11 protein-coding genes are annotated in these 16387 nt (G+C 50.7%); 1 reads left to right on the top strand and 10 read right to left on the bottom strand.

Translation table 11 applies throughout. The features are described 5' to 3' along the window. Positions 1-5: 5 nt before the first annotated feature. The 8 genes from NSQ73_RS05725 to cymR all read right to left on the bottom strand — a co-directional run bounded on the left by NSQ73_RS05725 (position 6) and on the right by cymR (position 9068). On the bottom strand, positions 6-1787 hold the full coding sequence (locus tag NSQ73_RS05725; RefSeq protein ID WP_340985686.1) for a sensor histidine kinase: 1782 nt from the start codon (positions 1785-1787) through the stop codon (positions 6-8). Between the two features lie 158 nt (positions 1788-1945). Further along, positions 1946-3274: an ABC transporter substrate-binding protein gene (locus NSQ73_RS05720; protein WP_340985685.1), complete on the bottom strand. Its 1329-nt coding sequence runs from the start codon at positions 3272-3274 to the stop codon at positions 1946-1948. Positions 3275-3795: 521 nt separating this feature from the next. Next, positions 3796-4272 carry a hypothetical protein gene (locus NSQ73_RS05715; protein WP_042139525.1) on the bottom strand — a complete coding sequence of 159 codons (477 nt, stop codon included), beginning with the start codon at positions 4270-4272 and terminating at the stop codon, positions 3796-3798. Further along, positions 4269-5528, bottom strand: a complete 1260-nt coding sequence (locus NSQ73_RS05710; RefSeq protein ID WP_340985684.1) for a DNA polymerase IV — start codon at positions 5526-5528, stop codon at positions 4269-4271. The genes NSQ73_RS05715 and NSQ73_RS05710 overlap by 4 nt, the downstream gene beginning before the upstream one ends. Then, entirely contained in the window at positions 5521-5718 is a 198-nt protein-coding gene (locus NSQ73_RS05705; RefSeq protein ID WP_081970197.1) for a hypothetical protein, read from the bottom strand. The genes NSQ73_RS05710 and NSQ73_RS05705 overlap by 8 nt, the downstream gene beginning before the upstream one ends. Positions 5719-6161: 443 nt before the next feature. Continuing rightward, on the bottom strand, positions 6162-7100 hold the full coding sequence (locus NSQ73_RS05700; RefSeq protein ID WP_340985683.1) for a hypothetical protein: 939 nt from the start codon (positions 7098-7100) through the stop codon (positions 6162-6164). A gap of 175 nt (positions 7101-7275) precedes the next feature. Next, complete coding sequence (locus tag NSQ73_RS05695; RefSeq protein WP_340985682.1) at positions 7276-8190, bottom strand: hypothetical protein; 915 nt, start codon at positions 8188-8190, stop codon at positions 7276-7278. A 458-nt stretch (positions 8191-8648) separates the two neighbouring features. Next, positions 8649-9068: a cysteine metabolism transcriptional regulator CymR gene (gene cymR / locus NSQ73_RS05690; RefSeq protein ID WP_039294546.1), complete on the bottom strand. Its 420-nt coding sequence runs from the start codon at positions 9066-9068 to the stop codon at positions 8649-8651. A gap of 319 nt (positions 9069-9387) precedes the next feature. Between cymR and mnmA the strand changes: the two genes are divergently transcribed. Then, the gene (gene mnmA / locus NSQ73_RS05685; RefSeq protein WP_340985681.1) at positions 9388-10509 is read left to right on the top strand and encodes a tRNA 2-thiouridine(34) synthase MnmA; all 1122 of its coding nucleotides are present in this window, start codon (positions 9388-9390) and stop codon (positions 10507-10509) included. A gap of 154 nt (positions 10510-10663) precedes the next feature. On the opposite strand, the gene NSQ73_RS05680 is transcribed toward mnmA, so the two are convergent. Beyond that, positions 10664-13582 (bottom strand): glycoside hydrolase family 48 protein, encoded by a 2919-nt coding sequence (locus tag NSQ73_RS05680; protein WP_340989199.1) that lies wholly within the window; start codon positions 13580-13582, stop codon positions 10664-10666. A gap of 30 nt (positions 13583-13612) precedes the next feature. Further along, a complete protein-coding gene (locus NSQ73_RS05675) occupies positions 13613-16303 on the bottom strand; it encodes a glycoside hydrolase family 9 protein (protein WP_340989197.1) in 2691 nt (896 codons plus the stop codon). Between the last annotated feature and the right edge of the window lie 84 nt (positions 16304-16387).

The raw sequence follows: 16387 nt of genomic DNA, 5'->3' as shown, positions 1-16387 counted from the left end.
GATAATCACCTCTCTATCCGCGGCAGCTTCAGTGTAATGGTTGTTCCTGTATTTAGCTTCGAATCAAGCACGGCTTCAAACTGTTCGCCGTAATACAGGCGGCAGCGGGAGAGCACATTGCGTAGTCCGATGCTGTCCCCTTTATGATTTAAGATTCCCACACTGTCCCTGAGCTCCGTATCGGCAAGAATGCTGTCGATCAGTTCCGGTGTCATTCCTGAACCGTTATCCTGTATCTGCAGGTGCAGGCGCTCTTCACACACACTGGAGGTGATCGCCACCTCGGCGACCCCCCCCTTTTCCAGGCTGTACTTCACCGCATTCTCTACCAGCGGCTGCAGAATAAACTTGGCGATGAGCAGCTCATCCGCGGCGGAATCCTGCCAGACCGTCACCATCAGATGATCCTCATGCCGCAGCTTTAGGAGGAACAGGTAGTCACGGATATAGCCAAGTTCCTCGCTGACTTGTACCAGATCCGTATCGAGACTCAGCGAATAACGCATCATTTTACCCAGTGCTTCCGTGGCGTCCATGACCAGATCCTCCCGTTTCATCGCCGCCAGACCGCTGATGATCTCCAGTGTATTGTTGTAAAAATGTGGATTGATTTGCAGCAGGAGCGCTTTGTATTCGGCATTTTTCCGGCGCAGATTGGTCTCGAATTCCGTCTCAATCAGATACTTCAGCTGATGGGTCATCTGCTCAAATACACCGGCCACATAGTCCACTTCGCTCTGCCGTGATCTAACCTTTGGCATATCCTTCATCGCCAGCTCGAACTGTCCGTTTTTGACATGCCGCATGGCCCGGGCCATGGCACTTAATGGCTTCGTTATGCCGGTGGAGAGCCACAGCGCGACAATAATGACAAGGATCAGCAGAACAAAGCTGGCAACGAGCAGCGTTTCTTTGAGCATTGTGATGGTGGCATACAGCTCCGCCTCCGGCACCTCGCCGACGATCAGCCAGTTCTGCGCAGGCAGCCTGCGGTAAAAGAACAGATAGTCGGTCCCCCCTTGGCGAAGCGGAAACATACCGCTGGTCTGTCCTCCACTATGTTTCTGCAAAGTAGCAAGTCCGCCGCTAAGCAGCTGCTCAGCTCCAGTCAGATCCTGATTGAGTACACTGAGGCCTTCAGCCGTCAGTAAAAAGGCTTTGCCGCTTTTGCCGAAGCTGATTTTGTCCAAATCCTGGCGCAGCAGCACCGTAGGATAATTGATTTTGATCACTCCGACATCCTTAAGGGACTGGAGCTGCACCAAAGGGAGCACAAGGCTATTGACATCGCGCGAACGTATGCTGTCGTCGGCCTGATCCCTGTCCTTGTGAGCCTGCGTCCAGCGCACGTCCTGCTCCTTAAACTGACTGTACCAGCTGCTCTTCAGATAGCTCAGGTCCTGTGTCCATAACCCGCCCTTTCCCTTCGCAAAGGTGGAAATGGAAATCACATTCGAATTATTGATCGCATAGGAGGATAACAGCCCGCGCAGCTTTTGCTTGGCCAGATACTTTTCACCCTTCGTGCTCTCATCGTTCAGGTCGGTGGTTATCCATTCCTGTGTGATGTCGCTGCTCAGCACCTGGTTGCCCATATCCTCCATTTGCGTCAGCAGCGTGCTGACATGGGAGGCAAATTGGTCTATGGTTTGCAGAGTGGAATTCTGGGTAGATTTTCGGATCTGCTCCGCCGATTCCTTGCTGAGGATAAAGACAACCGCCGTAATCGGAAGGATCAGCAGAATCGAAAAAGCCAACATCAATCTGCTGCGTAACGAGTAGAACATGACAACCGCGCCCCTTGCTATCATTAAGGTTCAAAAATTTAAAATAACCCCACAACGCGGAGCTAAATCTTGAGGCTTCTTTAAGCTAAAAGAAGAAACAGCTTTACCGCCCTTTTGATAAAGGGCGGCTGCCGTTTCTGCAATGTTTGGAAATTTTATTATTTTTGCGGCAGATCTGCATATGCCTTGTCAATCTTTTTGATGGCTTCTGCAACGGCTGTATCCACGTTGCGTCCGGCGATGGTCACTTCCTCAATCATCTTGTTTACCGCTTCGGACATTTGCGGGAAGATCGGTGTAATCGGACGCGGTCTGCCGAATTTCTGATTCTGTACGACAAAGATATTCTTCGGATATTGACTTAGCTCAGGGAACTCGTTGGCTACTGAATAGCGGGCCGGAATATCTTTTGTGATGGAGCAATAGGTCTTAGCCCCTTCAGAACCAGTCACCCAGTTTACAAACTGCCAGGCAGCTTCGGCATTTTTACTCTTCGAGGAAATGGCCAGCGACCAGCTTCCGTTCGCGACAGCCTGCCCAGTTTCCTTCGGAAGTGGCGCGATATCATAATCTTCGCCTAATTTGAAATTAGGGAACTTGTCGGCATAATTGCCCAGTGACCAGGAGCCGTCAACCGTCATCGCCAGCTGGCTGTTCGGGAACGGATCTGGCGGGTACTCCAGGGAGGACACTTTATCTTTATTATACAGGTCGGAGAAGAATTGCAACGCCTTTTTGGTCTCTGGCTTATCCAGGTAGCCTTTGGAGGTTGTTCCATCCGGGCTCATGATCTCGCCGCCAAACTGCCAAATAATCGGATATTTAAAGTATGCTGTTGTTCCTGCATTACCGAAGCCTTGCGCCGGATCAATGCCGTACACACCTTTGGCCGGGTCGTTAAGCTTTTTAGCTGCATCCAGTACCTGATCCCAGGTCCAAGGCTCTTCCGGGTTCTTGGAGGGAAGAGGAATTCCCTTCGCTTCAAACATTTTTTTATTATAGAAAAGAGCAATGGAGGATTCCGTGAGCGGAGCCATGTAAATTTCATTATTATAGGTATACGTGGCAATGGTCGATTCCGGAATATCCTCCAGGTTACCGTCCTTCTTGAAGAAGGCGGTCAGCGGCTGTAAAGCACCCGCTTGGGCATAGGAAGCCATATTCGGGCCGTCGACGGCCATAATATCAGGCGGATTGCCCGAAGCAATGGATGTTCTCAGCTTGGTGTCGTAATCGGCATACGGAATCGGACTCATCTCAACCTTGATATTAGGATGCGCTTCATTAAACGAAGCCACCAGCTTGTCATAGGCTGAATTTTCAGCGTCATTGCCCGAGTTTCTCCAGAACGTGAGAGATACCTTCTCTTCTTTGGGTGCTGACGAAGTTCCTGCCTCCGGCTGCGCGTTATCCCCTTTGTTTCCACATCCGGCGAGCAGTCCGAATGCCAACATCGCGCTTAGTACCACTTTACTCTTACTGTTCAATAATGCCCTCCCCTTTCATCTACTGTCTGCGCTTACAACTGAATATTATCAAACATGCCCCATGATAAAATTCATTATCCTCTGCACTAAACTTTCAAAATGTTCGGTATTTCTATCAAAAGCAATTATACCGGATACGACCGGGTGACAAATGATTAGAGGCAAGGCAATATCTACGAACAGAGGCAGACCCTTATCTTTTTTCAAAACTGCGCGAACGGACCGTTGTTCCAATCGCTGTTTAAACGGGAAATGGACAATAGTTATAAAAACGCAAAGCAGCGATCCTCTAATACCAGGAGAATCGCTGCTTTGCTGAGTTTTACCGTTTAACAATTACTATACTCGAAAGGAGGCAGGGCTTCAGTATACAAGAGTTTCAACATGCAATGATTAATCAGAGATATGGTGTATAACCTAATAACGGATATCCTGGGTGAACAAGTTCATTTTTGCCACTCTTCAAACAATCATATCTACCGTTCATTTTATTTGAAATCACAGCACCGGCTAAGCTGGTGTTATAATTTCTGATGATCCTTCAGTGCTGCCCCGAGCTCCGCTGTATATTTGGTCAGCCTTAAGCTTATTTCCGTGCGCATCACATCACGCGTAAGTCCGAACCGTTCCTGATACCCCCGGCACAAGATTTTGTGATACACCAGGAACTCCTCCTGCTCATCGGGCAGCACTTTGATATTGCGCTGCTTCAGCTCTTTTTGCAGCTGGTAGGTATCCTGCATGATCCGGCGCTGTATCGCTTGACCGGCAATCACAAAGGCGCGCTTAAGAATACTGCTGGACAGCTCGATCTCCTTCAGGCTCCGGCTGACCATAGTATCTATGTAAGGGAGCAAAATGAGGTCACGCACCATCGTCCGCTCCTCGACAGTGATCATTTTTCTAACCGTATCCTCCTGCTTCTCCTCAAACTGATCCACATGCTCACTCATCAACATCTTAGTTTTCCACCGCTCATTTCCGTTTAATTTGCTCATTTATAATGACCCCCAATCTGCTGCGCCCGTTCCAGTGCAACCCCGGATTCCAGCAAAGAGGATGCGCGGATAAGCGCCCGGCTGCCGTATCTGGTTTTGATCTGATCCACTGCCCGTTCTCTGCTCAATGTGCGGATGCGGTCATCGAATAAGGTGAGTTGCATGACACTGTCATCGGTCAGCTGGGAGATAGAGATCGCCAGACGGCTTAGCGGCATCCCCGTCCAATGATCCACAAATAAGCGGTAGGCCGCCGCTGCCACCTCATGCGTTAAAGACGAGGGCTCCGGCAGTGTCACTTGTCTGCTGTAGGAGTTAGATTTGTTACCGTCCGTCTCTGCCACCACGATAGACACCACCGACCCCATATACCGGTATTTCCGCGCCCGCTGACACACCTCGATCACCAGCTCCAGCAACACAACTTCAATCTCCGGCAGCCGGGTATAGAGGTTCCAGCGCAGCGCCTTCCCGTGTCCAACCGACTTAATCTGGTGCCGAATCCCGGTAACGACCGGGCTGGGATCGATCCCGCGTGCCGTCTGCCAATAATATTCCGCCTGGATATCGCTCTGCTTGCCCATGGTTGTGCGCATTCTCCGCTTGAATTCCCCCAGCTCCATCCGGGCAATATCTCCAATCGTGGTAATCCCCATACGGTAAAAATTCTTGGTCATCCGTCCAGCCACCATGAACATTTCATGCACCGGCAGCGGCCAGAGCTCTGTGTCTATATTGTCGTAATCGAGCCTGAAGATCCCTCCTTCCTTCTTCTTGGCAAAGTTGTTGGCCATCTTGGCCAGAATTTTGGTCGGTCCGACCCCCACCCGGGTCCACACCCCCGTAGATAACAGGACATGATGCTGGATGGAACGAATCATATCCGGTAGATCTCCTCCAAAAACACTCAAAGAACCGGTCACATCCAAAAACTGTTCATCGATGCTGAAGGCCTCAACCTGGTCGGTATACCCCTTATAGATTTCTGAAATCATCAGCGAGACCTTGATATACGTACTCATCCGCGGGCGGATCACTACGAGATCCCGGCATTTGGTCATGGCTTCACCCACGCGTGATGCGGTGGTTACACCATGAGATTTGGCGATGGGGCAGGCAGCCAGGACAATACCGTTCATCCGCGTAGGATCGCCGACTGCGACAGGCTTATCTTTATACTCGGGATGCGCAGCCTTTTCGACACTTGCATAGAAGGATTGGCAATCCGAGAGCAGAATGATCCGGTCTTTAGGCATATTTCTGCCTCTGTACCGGGTGCCAGGACAAGATGCTGTCCGTCAGGAAAACACGGGGCAGGCCGGTGCTCAGACAGGTAGCCCGTATGCGGCCGTCACGAATTCCATGCACTTCAATTTTCCGCTGCGTAATCTTGCCCGCTTTGTCCAGGTATATCATTTCAATCGTTTGGCCGATACTCATTTTCATGACTGATCGCCTCCGGTATAATAAGAACATTTGTTTGTATTATAACCAGGATTAAGTTTTTTAAGCAATGGTAAAATAGAACAGGCGTTCTTGTTTGATAAGAGTAGCTTATGCGTTGCTGGTGAGTATTAGAACCGGATAGGAGCTAGAAATGGCTGAATGAATTGCAGATCCGTGAAAATGCCCTGCGGCTAACCGGAAAGGGCGCCAACGCTATGAGATGGGAAGAGTTCCGCCACAACTTATGTTTATCCCCGATATTATTACAAACCGCTGCGGTCCCATTTAGCCACAGTGATTATATATTTGGCCAAAGATAGACGGCCAATTTAACTGTTTTCTAACGTGTACGGTTTAATCTATGGCTTATAGGCTTTGGGTTGCAGAGGGATATAAAGAAAAGCCCGCCGACCAGTTAAGGTTGACGGGCGTTTTCTATAATGCTATTTTGCGGAATATTCGTCCACACTAAAGGTTAGGATTTTATCGAAGATCACATAATCCTTCCTGTTGGTGAATGGCCCCTTGTTATTGTCATGCTTATCAATGGCATAGGATGCTGTGCCGGTTCCAGACTGTTTATTCTCGTACCAAGCAATAAAAGCATTCACTTCAGCCATACTCAGGTCAAATTCTTTTTCAAGTCCGGTGTTCATCGTTACAACCATGATAGCCCTGTCGCCTGTTGGCTGCTCTGGAGTCGGTGATGGTGTAGGCGCAACCGTTGGTGTTGGCTCAATAGTTGGTTCTGGAGTTGCAGTAGGCTCTACAGTTGGCGTTGGCTCAATGGTTGGTTCTAGAGTCACTATTGGAGTTGTTTCAGGAATTATCCCGAGAGTAATATCGTTTATTGCAATCCATGTACTTGAAGAAGAAGCTACAATTCTTATACCAGTATAACTCCCTACATCTACGTTGATAGGTTCAAGTATTGTGTATTCTTTATCCAAATAATTCTTAACGCTATTAGTGATTTTGTTGCTGATTTTAATAGGAGTAGTCCAATTTCCAGATTTAACTCCATAAATTGTATAGTCTATACTCGTAGTAGTGGAAGCTTGCGCAGCCAATTGAACAAAATTAATACTGATAGCATCAGGGAAAGAAATATCAAGGGTGTCGTTTTTTGATGTACTGTTCCAAAAGCTATGCAAGTCTCCGTCAATAGCTAAACCACCAGTTCTGCCTAAGTTAACAGGTTGAAATGCTCCTGCAATACTGCCTGACGGAACTTTAGCACCCTGCATTCCTTCAATCGAATTTGAGCCCCCTGCTTCTGCAGACATTTTGTTACCTGAAATCGATATCAGAACTGAAATAACGACCAGTGAAAGCACTAAAAACATAGAAAACCTTTTAACTCTATTCTTACCAAATTTCAAAAAAATCATCTCCTTTAATATGTATGCATCAAGCCTACACTAAATAAAGGCGAACAAACAGTCTGTTTTTCGACAGAAATTTACAATACACTTAAGGGTACTAAGGAAATATATGGATTATATCTACTGTAAAAGCCCGCCGACCAGTTAAGGTTGACGGGCGTTTTCTATAACGCTATTTTGCGGAATATTCGTCCACACTGAAGGTTAGGATTTTATCAAATATCACGTAATCCTTCCGGTTGGTGAATGGTCCTTTGTTATTATCATGCTTATCAATGGCGTATGAGGCTGTGCCTGAACCGGACTGCTTATTTTCGTACCAAGCAATGAAAGCATTTACTTCCGTCATACTCAGGTCAAATTCTTTTTCAAGTCCGGTGTTCATCGTTACAACCATGATAGCCCTGTCGCCTGTTGGCTGCTCTGGAGTAGGTGTTGGTTCTAAAGAGGGCTCAGGCGTTTCCGTTGGTTCTACAGAGGGCTCTGGACTAGTTGAAGGCATTGCTGTTGGTTCTGGTGAAGGTATCGGTGTTTCCGTTGGCATAACAGGCGACTGTGTAGCATACATCTCCAACCGACGCACCTCGAAGTGATTACTATTGGATGCTGTCACATTAAGACGATAAAAAATATAAGCTGTATCATTGGTTACGGGACGCAACAAATCCACATCACCAGAATGATTAGTTACCGTATCTAGTGTTACCCAAGTTGTATCGTCATTTGATGCTTGGAATTGCCAACTTTTAATACGATAATCCCATGTAGATCGCAAATAATATGATTTAACGACAGTTTCTGATGGGAATTGATACTTTAGCCAACCGGTATTTTTATTAGTGTCACTCGAATATAAGATTTCAGTACCGTCGCTGCCGGCAAACGCTCGCCATGGTGAATAAGTAACCCCTTGCCAAGTTAACGTTGTACTAGCACTAGCCACCCCTGAAGGTGACGTATTTGATGTCATCTCAGGAATGAGATTACCTTCATAACCCGATGTCTTACCCGCATACACCTGTTGTACTCCAATCAACGATACTAAAATGGCAATCAGCATTATGTATTTTACTAATCGTTTATACATGAATCTCACCCTCCTTAATCACCTTAACGACTTTTATTACTGCCTCTTTCATTTCCTTTCTCCCCCTATAACAAAATAATATCTGCCTCAAGCCTACACTAAATAAAGGCGAACAAACAGTCTGTTTATCCACAAAAATTTACAATACACTTAAGGGTTATTGAGGAAATATGTGGATTTAAGTCACTGTACAGAAAAAGCCCACCGACCAAATAAAGTCGATGGGCTAGTGCATCATAAACTGGATTATTAAGATTATATATCCCGCCCAATATTCAGGAGGATAATGACCCACTCACATCGAAACCACATGTAGAATTGCCAGAGATTCAGGTCCGTATTGGCCATAAACGAGATGGCATACGACTTTGGAGGGGCAATAAATCAGTAATATGCGGGTAATTTGCGGGTAACACTTTTCAAAAATCCCTTTGAAATCAACAGGTTTCAAGCCCCTGTTAAATATAGAACATATAATTATCCGCGTGGCTCTCTTCCTTGAAGTTGATCAGATCGGATAATGTGGTGGAGTCCAGCACATCGGCGATGCTGTCGCGGATGCGCAGCCACAGGTCGCGCTTGGCCGGGTCATCTTCTTCTGTGAAGTCCACAGGAGAAATCGGGCCTTCCAGTACACGGATGATGTCTCCGGCAGTAATGGTGCTGGTCTCGCGGGACAGAATATACCCGCCGTATGCGCCGCGGATACTTTTTACAAGTCCGGCATTACGCAGCGGGGCGATCAGTTGCTCCAGATAATGCTCAGAAAGTCCGTTTTTCTCGGCAATGCTTTTAAGTGATGTTGGCCCTTCACCAAATCTCAGGGCAAGCTCCATCATAATGGTTAATCCGTAACGTCCTTTGGTTGATATTTTCAAAGGGGCACCTCTTTCGGTTTAGTTGCTGGTTCTATGGTTCCTGTTTCGCTGGTTAGACATGAGATATGTCATATCAACGTATTCCGATGTTTGCTCTCAGCTTATGTTATCATATCTTTGGACACATTTGGAACACCCAACGGGAATAATTCGCGATTTTGTTCACCAGTGGTGGACAAATTGTCAATTTTGAACCGTTTTCCGCTATATTTTATAACAGCCTTCTCCTGTTTGGGGTAGACAGGTATGTTATAATACACAATGAGCCGGGTGTTCAGTCAGAACGCCGGTATTTTGTGCATAGAAAATGGTGATCACGATGACAAAAGCTAATCAGGATATCCGTGTCGTCGTCGGTATGTCGGGTGGGGTCGATTCCTCTGTTACAGCGCTTCTGCTGAAGCAGCAGGGTTATGATGTCATCGGCATCTTCATGAAGAATTGGGATGATACCGACGAGTTCGGCGTATGTACGGCTGAGACCGATGCCGAGGATGTGCGCCGCGTGTGCGAGCAGATCGATATTCCTTACTATACCGTTAATTTCGAGAAGGAATACTTTGATAAAGTCTTTTCCTATTTCCTCGAAGAATATAAGGCCGGCCGGACACCGAATCCGGATGTGATGTGCAACCGCGAGATCAAGTTCGGAGAATTCCTGAACAAAGCGCTGCAGCTTGGCGCAGATTACGTGGCTACCGGACATTACGCCCGGGTAGTGGAAGAAGATGGCATATTCAAGCTGCTGCGCGGCGTGGATAACAACAAAGACCAGACTTATTTCCTCAATGCGCTGAACCAGTACCAGCTCTCCAAGGCCATGTTCCCGATCGGGCATCTGCCGAAGCCGGAGGTGCGGAGAATTGCCGAGGAAGCCGGACTCTACACCGCCAAGAAAAAAGACAGCACCGGCGTCTGCTTCATCGGAGAACGTAATTTCCGTGAATTCTTAAGCCAATACCTGCCGGCACAGTCGGGCAATATGGTCGATATCGCCACCGGGGAAGTCAAAGGCCGTCACGACGGCCTCATGTATTACACGCTGGGCCAGCGTCAGGGCCTTGGTATCGGCGGCTCCGGCACAGGCGAACCCTGGTTCGTGGCCGAGAAGGATCTTGCAAGCAATACCCTGTATGTTGTGCAGGGCGAGAAGCATGTCAGCCTGTACTCTACCAGCCTCACGGCTTCAGGCGTGAACTGGATCGATGCAGCTACACTTGGCGATACGCCGCTGAAGTGTACCGCCAAGTTCCGTTACCGCCAGCCGGATCAGGGTGTTACGCTGACGAAGCAGGCAGACGGAACCGTGCATGTTGCTTTTGATGTTCAGCAAAAGGCGATCACGCCGGGACAGGCTGTGGTGTTCTACCTTGGTGAAACATGTCTCGGCGGCGGAACCATTGAGGCTGCCGAGAAGGTTGTGCCGCTGCTGCCGGTGTAACTGCATCACCTGTCGGAGACGAGCCCCTAATGCATACAAAAGAACCTTCAACACCACCGGATCGTGGAGCTGAAGGTTCTTTTATTCGTTATTGTACGGGATAATGCTCAGACCAGCAGACTCCGGCCGGATTCCCGGCAACAGAATGTCCGCTTTATTGCGGCTGAACCCCCCATACCCGTACGCCATTCAAGTACAGCGGTACCCGGTTCCAGTCTGTATAAGCCGTTTTGGTGGAATCATAGGAATAATCATCGGCCTTATTGTAATTGCTCCAATCGGTTTTGTTGATGCGCAGCTGAATCTCACCGGTGTTCGCGCCGGGTGCCAGGCTGCCTGCGCCGGCACTGAAGGAAATCTCCACATAATAATCCGCTCCTGCAACCGCAGGATCAAGCTTCACGAAGCTGCCCAGCACATTACTGCCGCCGAGTGTTGCATAATCGACATTGAACTGCTGAGGTTTCTCTCCGTCAATCGTGTAATAGTAACGGAGCTTGACCTTACTGAGATCTACCGCTGTCGTCCCGTTGTTGACAATCCGCAGCTGCGGTCGGAACTGCGAATCTGTGGCGTTCGTATCCGTTGTACGGTATTGAACCACCAGGTTCGCCGCAGCAGGCGTAGCCGTTGGCGTGACCGTTGGTGTAGCCGTTGGCGTTGGCGTCGGCGTAGCTGTTGGTGTGGCCGTTGGCGCAACTGTCGGAGTGGCCGTTGGCGTTACTGCCGGTGTGGCCGTTGGCGTTGCTGCCGGTGTGGCCGTTGGCGTTGCTGCCGGTGTGGCCGTTGGCGTTGCTGTTGGCGTGGCCGTTGGCGTTGTCGTCGGTGTAGCTGTCGGTATTGGACCGCTGCCGTTATTGATTAACCGGTCGTATTCCGCATAGGCTGTAGCGATGTCCACCTGTGACCAGAAGCGGTGGTAGGTAAACTCAGGTGCGCCATTGTCCCATGTCTTGGTTGTTTTGTTGTACGAGCTATTGTACTTGCCTTCCAGGTAACTCCACTTGGGATCATTTTTAATATCGGGAAGCACATCGGTATAGCTCGCATAAACTCCGTTTCCGCCCTTGGCCGGATCGGAAGGTACTGTCGCGCTGCCCGGTATAGTGTTTCCTTGGCCGAAGGTACCCGTCCAGCCCGCAGGGAAATATACCTCTTTGGTGAAGAACCGGAAATAATCTGCACGCTTCTCAAGCGTCGTAATTCCCAGTCCATCATTGTAGCCCCAGGCTGTATCCAGCAAGGACTTGGCCAATTGTGAAGCGGTTCCGCCGAGTGCAGTATAACTGCCGTGTTCCGCTTTGCTTCCTGCGGCAAAGAACGTAAGCGCTTTAATATAGCTGCCCAGCACGCCGGTATCCTGTCCGGGATCTTTGGTCACTGCCTTGAGGCCGCTGTTGCCGCTAAAAGAGTTGAAGCCGCCCCATGTATCCGGCTGGCCCTGCCACTCCACATTGCCCGGAATCCAGAACTCGCCGGGTGCGGACACGGTGGCAATCTGCGGATCATCTCCGCCCAGAATCCGGTTTCCCTGCAGGTCCAGATAATAGCCGGCGGCATCCGTTACCGGACGGCTGCCCGCAAAGGCATAATCTGTAGACCAGTCAATCCAGTTCTCAATCACCCGTTTGGCCATTTTGAAATTGGCCGAGGTGGTATCCCCGCTGGAAGCCAGAATGTAATACAGCTCGGCTACCCGTTCAACACTCCAGGCCTGCATCCCGAACCAATTGTTGGATGGCGGGTCATGGTAGACTGGAGCCTCGTCGTAGGCCATGCCATAGAAGGTGCTTGTTCCGGCGGGATAAGCACTGTATGAACCGCCATAACTGTTAGTAGCTCCTCCCGCAATGGCTCCTTCAGAGGATTGCAGCCAGTTGTAGAATTCCAGCTGGCGGGTCAGCGATTTGCCCCAATCCTCTCCGGCTGTTGCCGAAGCCGGAATCAAGCCGCCGTCTGCAGTGGACAGTGCATAGGCTGCAACCACATTCTGATAACCCTGGTGCGCATGGCTCGCGCCGATTCTCCAGGCCCAGTTGCCGGTTGTTCCAAGGCCCCCGCCCCAGGCAGTATACCAGGCCAGCAGATACTGGCTGGAATCCTTGCCGGTTCCCGCTTCAGGTGTGCCGTCAGCAGCGCTGCCGACTTTCTGGAAGTACTTATCGTACATGCCGTAACGCAGGAAGTCGCCCATTTTCTTGGCTTTGTTCAGATAGACCGTATTGGTGTATCCAAGGTCCTTGGCCCAGTACATCGCTTGCACAGCGCGCGCATCCGCGTCTGTAGCATTCGTATAACGCCATTGTGCGGAAGGTACGCTATTTTCCTTGGTGAACAGGCTCATGAAGCCTTCATTCGTCTTGCCGAACGATTTGTCATCCTGTGAAGGATGCGCCACCGCTTCCCAGACGGATTCCTGCACTCCGCGCTGGAAGGTATTCACATAGGCAGCGGTATGCGCAGGATTCAGCAGATTGCCGAAGCCGTACCAGTTGTCCACATCCACCAGCCAGTGCATCAGATAGGTCTGGTTGTTGCCGTAGGTCGACTTCAGCTCTCCATCCAGCGGGTCCTTGCCCGGCGTATATTTGCCGTTCAGCGCACTTGGATACAGGTCCGGCTGGGCAAGCTCCGAGGCGTAGGTTGCCGGACTGTTCGGGTTGTAATTGCTCATCGTCGGCTGCTCCTGCACGCCGTCGCCTTCATTAACCGGGATGATGTATTTCTCCATGTTGTCCCAGGCGGCTTCGAGCTTGCTCCAGTCTCCGGTATTATAGCCATACAGCACTTCAAGCCACATCCAGTAGCTGTAGGCCTCGGAGGTGGTCATATGCCCGTAGTTGGGCGCCTCGCTAAGCAGGGTCTCCACCGCGTGATAAGGAATGCCTTCCGCCGAGAAATAGCCGCTCGCCGGGTCTTTCAGCTGGGCATATAATTGCAGAAATCTTGTCTTTTCTACCGATGCAGCCTTGGCTGTCCCGGGTCTGAAATTAAAGATACCGCTTGTAAGAGAAATGATCAGGATGGCAGCCATTATTATGGAGAATGGTTTCTTGATTGAACTCAGCTTCATCATTTCGGCATACTTCCTCTCTGGAATGATTTATGGTTCCAAGCCCCACACAAGCGTTCCTGCACGGTAAAGTGTAGCTTTCTCCCAATCCGCGAAGGTCTGCTGGGTTCCTCCATAGGAATAGTCATTGCTCTCATTGTAGGCCGTCCAGTCGGTCTTGTTGAACCGCACCTGAATCTCCCCGCTATCCGCTCCCGGAGCCAGGCTTCCTGCTCCTGCGGCAAAGGAAATCTCCACATAAGAATCGGCCAGGGATACCGGCGCGTCCAGCTTCACAAAGCTTCCGCTCAGGTTGCCGCTGCCGACAACAGCGTAGTCACAGTGAAATTCCTGCGGCTTGTCCCCGTCCACGGTGTAATAATAGCGCAGCTTCAGACCACTGAGTGCAATGGTCTCGGTCCCTGTGTTGACAATCCGGAACTGGCTGCGGATCTGCGAATCGCCGGGACTTGTGTCATTGGTGCGGTACTGTACACGCAAAGCTCCAGTAACCGGCGGGGTGGTCTCGCGCGGCCGGGCCGTAGACTGTGCAGACGCCGTACTCTCCCCCACACTGTTCGATGCGGTCACCACGTAATAGTAGTCCACTCCGTTCGTCAGCCCGCTGTCGCTGTAGACGGCTCCGTTTGCCGTGCCAATCACCGTGTACGGTCCGCCGCTCACCAGAGAGCGCTTGACCGTATACTGGGAAGCACCGCTGACCGCATTCCAGCTCAAGGCTACGCTGGCATTGCCGGGTACCGCCTGCAGGCCGGACGGACGGCCCGGAACCTGGGGTTCACCGGGGGTTCCGCCGCCGGGAGGCAGCTCCCCGTATACCTTGACACCCGCATCAAATACCGGAATATACGGATTCTTCGTCGCCGAGGAAGCACCTGAAGCCACTCCCTTGAACGAGAAGTCATTACTGTTGTCCCAGAAGGTGGTGTTCAGCGGCCCGGCAATCCGGAACTGGACCTCCTTGCGGTAAGCGGATTGTCCGCCCGGATAAATCGGTGTGCCGGAGAAATCTACTTTGGTGTAGTAGATATGATTCGCTTCATCATAAGGCAGCAGCTGCGAGACGGTTGCCCCCTGATTGTAGCCTCCCGCCTTGACGGTGATATCTGCTGGTCCATACCCTGCAGCCACAGCCTCACTTATGTCCATATAGTAGTTGAAGGACATTTGACTGCTGGAGCGGGCAGGCCACCCGGAGCGGTTATTGAGCAGTGCACGGATTTCCACAAAATTGCTGCCGCTGGCGTTCACAGAGGTCTCGGTGAACATTTCATCCTCACGCGTTTCGGCCGGCGGGAAATTCACAAGCGGCTGCTGGCCCTGCCCGTGGAGCAGCATCATTTTGGCCAAAGCGCCGGTAAAGGCTGAATTGTAATCGGTTGCAACCTCATTGGAGACATAATCGCTGATTGTATCGGTGTAGCTGTCTGTCTTGGAAGGTCCTCCGACCAGTGCGCCGTACAGCACATGCCGGTGGTTCGCAGGAGTCGTCTGGCTGTCGCTCCAAGAGCCGTGTGAGGTGCGGTGATGGGGATGCTGGGGCGAATTTGCGCCGAAGCCAATCACATAGCTGCTATTGCGCGGATTATCGCCCAGCATATAGGTAATCTGCCGCTCCGCAAAGGTCTGGGCGGTGTTCTTCTTCACCGGATCTGAAACCCAGTCCGCATAGACAAAGGCCATGAATGCCTGGTTGGCCGCATACCGCAGCGCCCCCCATTGGTCCAGATGGGCCAGCCCCCCGGGAGTATAAGCTACCCGGTCAGAGGTACCGTTCACTCCGGTGGTCCAAAACTGCATATTCCGTTCAGTGGATTGAATGAATTTGGGATCACCCGTAATGCGGGACAGCAGGAGTTGTGCACCGTAGTGCTTGTCATCCCAGGATTGGGTCCATTGATAACCCCAATCTCCGGCTTGGTTCGTGCCCCACAGATTGCTGGCGGCAGTAGCCTTATCCAGATAGGTCTGCTCGCCGGTCGCTAAGTACAGCCAGACACCACCCCAGCTTAATTCATCGGCATAGCTGCTCCACGAATTGTAATACTGCTTGGCATCAGTGATTGTATCGGAGTAAGCCCCGCGGTACGTATCGGCAAAATTGTATAATTGCTTGGCATGCAGCAGCAGCTTGTCCGCATAAGCGGCATCCGAATCCCTGAAAATAATGGAAGCTGAGGCAAGCGCAGCAGCGGTCTCCGCTGCCAGATCAGAGCCGGGATGCGCAGCATCAATCTTGTAGGATGGACGTGCCATTTGCATGACCTCCGCCGGTCCCCACCAGTTATGATCCGCCGTGCCGTTGCCGACCTGTCCCCACAGCTCATTAGGAGCCGTATGCGCTTTCACAAAATAGTCTGTTGCCCAGCGGATATTGTCCAGAATCTCATCCAGCTGCCCCGATTGCACGTATCCATCCTTGTATTCATAGACCGACCATGCCAGCATGGTGGAGGTGTACGCCATAGGAAATCCGAATTTAACATGATCCCCTGCGTCATACCAGCCTCCCGTCAGATCGTGGCCGACATCCGCACCGTCCTGCAGCCCCGAATCGCCCCGCCATTCCACACGATTGTTCGCCGGCAGATCACCCGACCGCTGTGTCTCATAGAAATAGATAGATTTCTGCAGTGCCTCTGCATAATTAATCCCTGCGGTTGCAGCTTTGCTGACTTGCGGATGAATAACAGTCCCTGAAGCAATAGTGCAGGTTAGCATTAAGCTCAGTGCTGCGATACAGCCTGTCTTCCGTCTCGTTTGCTTCACCTTAACTCATCTCCCTTCGATTCTTACGTTTCAGCC

Origin of the sequence: Paenibacillus sp. FSL R10-2736 (assembly GCF_038000245.1) — a bacterium.
Taxonomy (GTDB): Bacteria; Bacillota; Bacilli; order Paenibacillales; family Paenibacillaceae; genus Paenibacillus_AQ; species Paenibacillus_AQ phytohabitans.
Note: the sequence above shows the minus strand (reverse complement) of the source record. Positions and strands in the feature narration are given on the sequence as shown.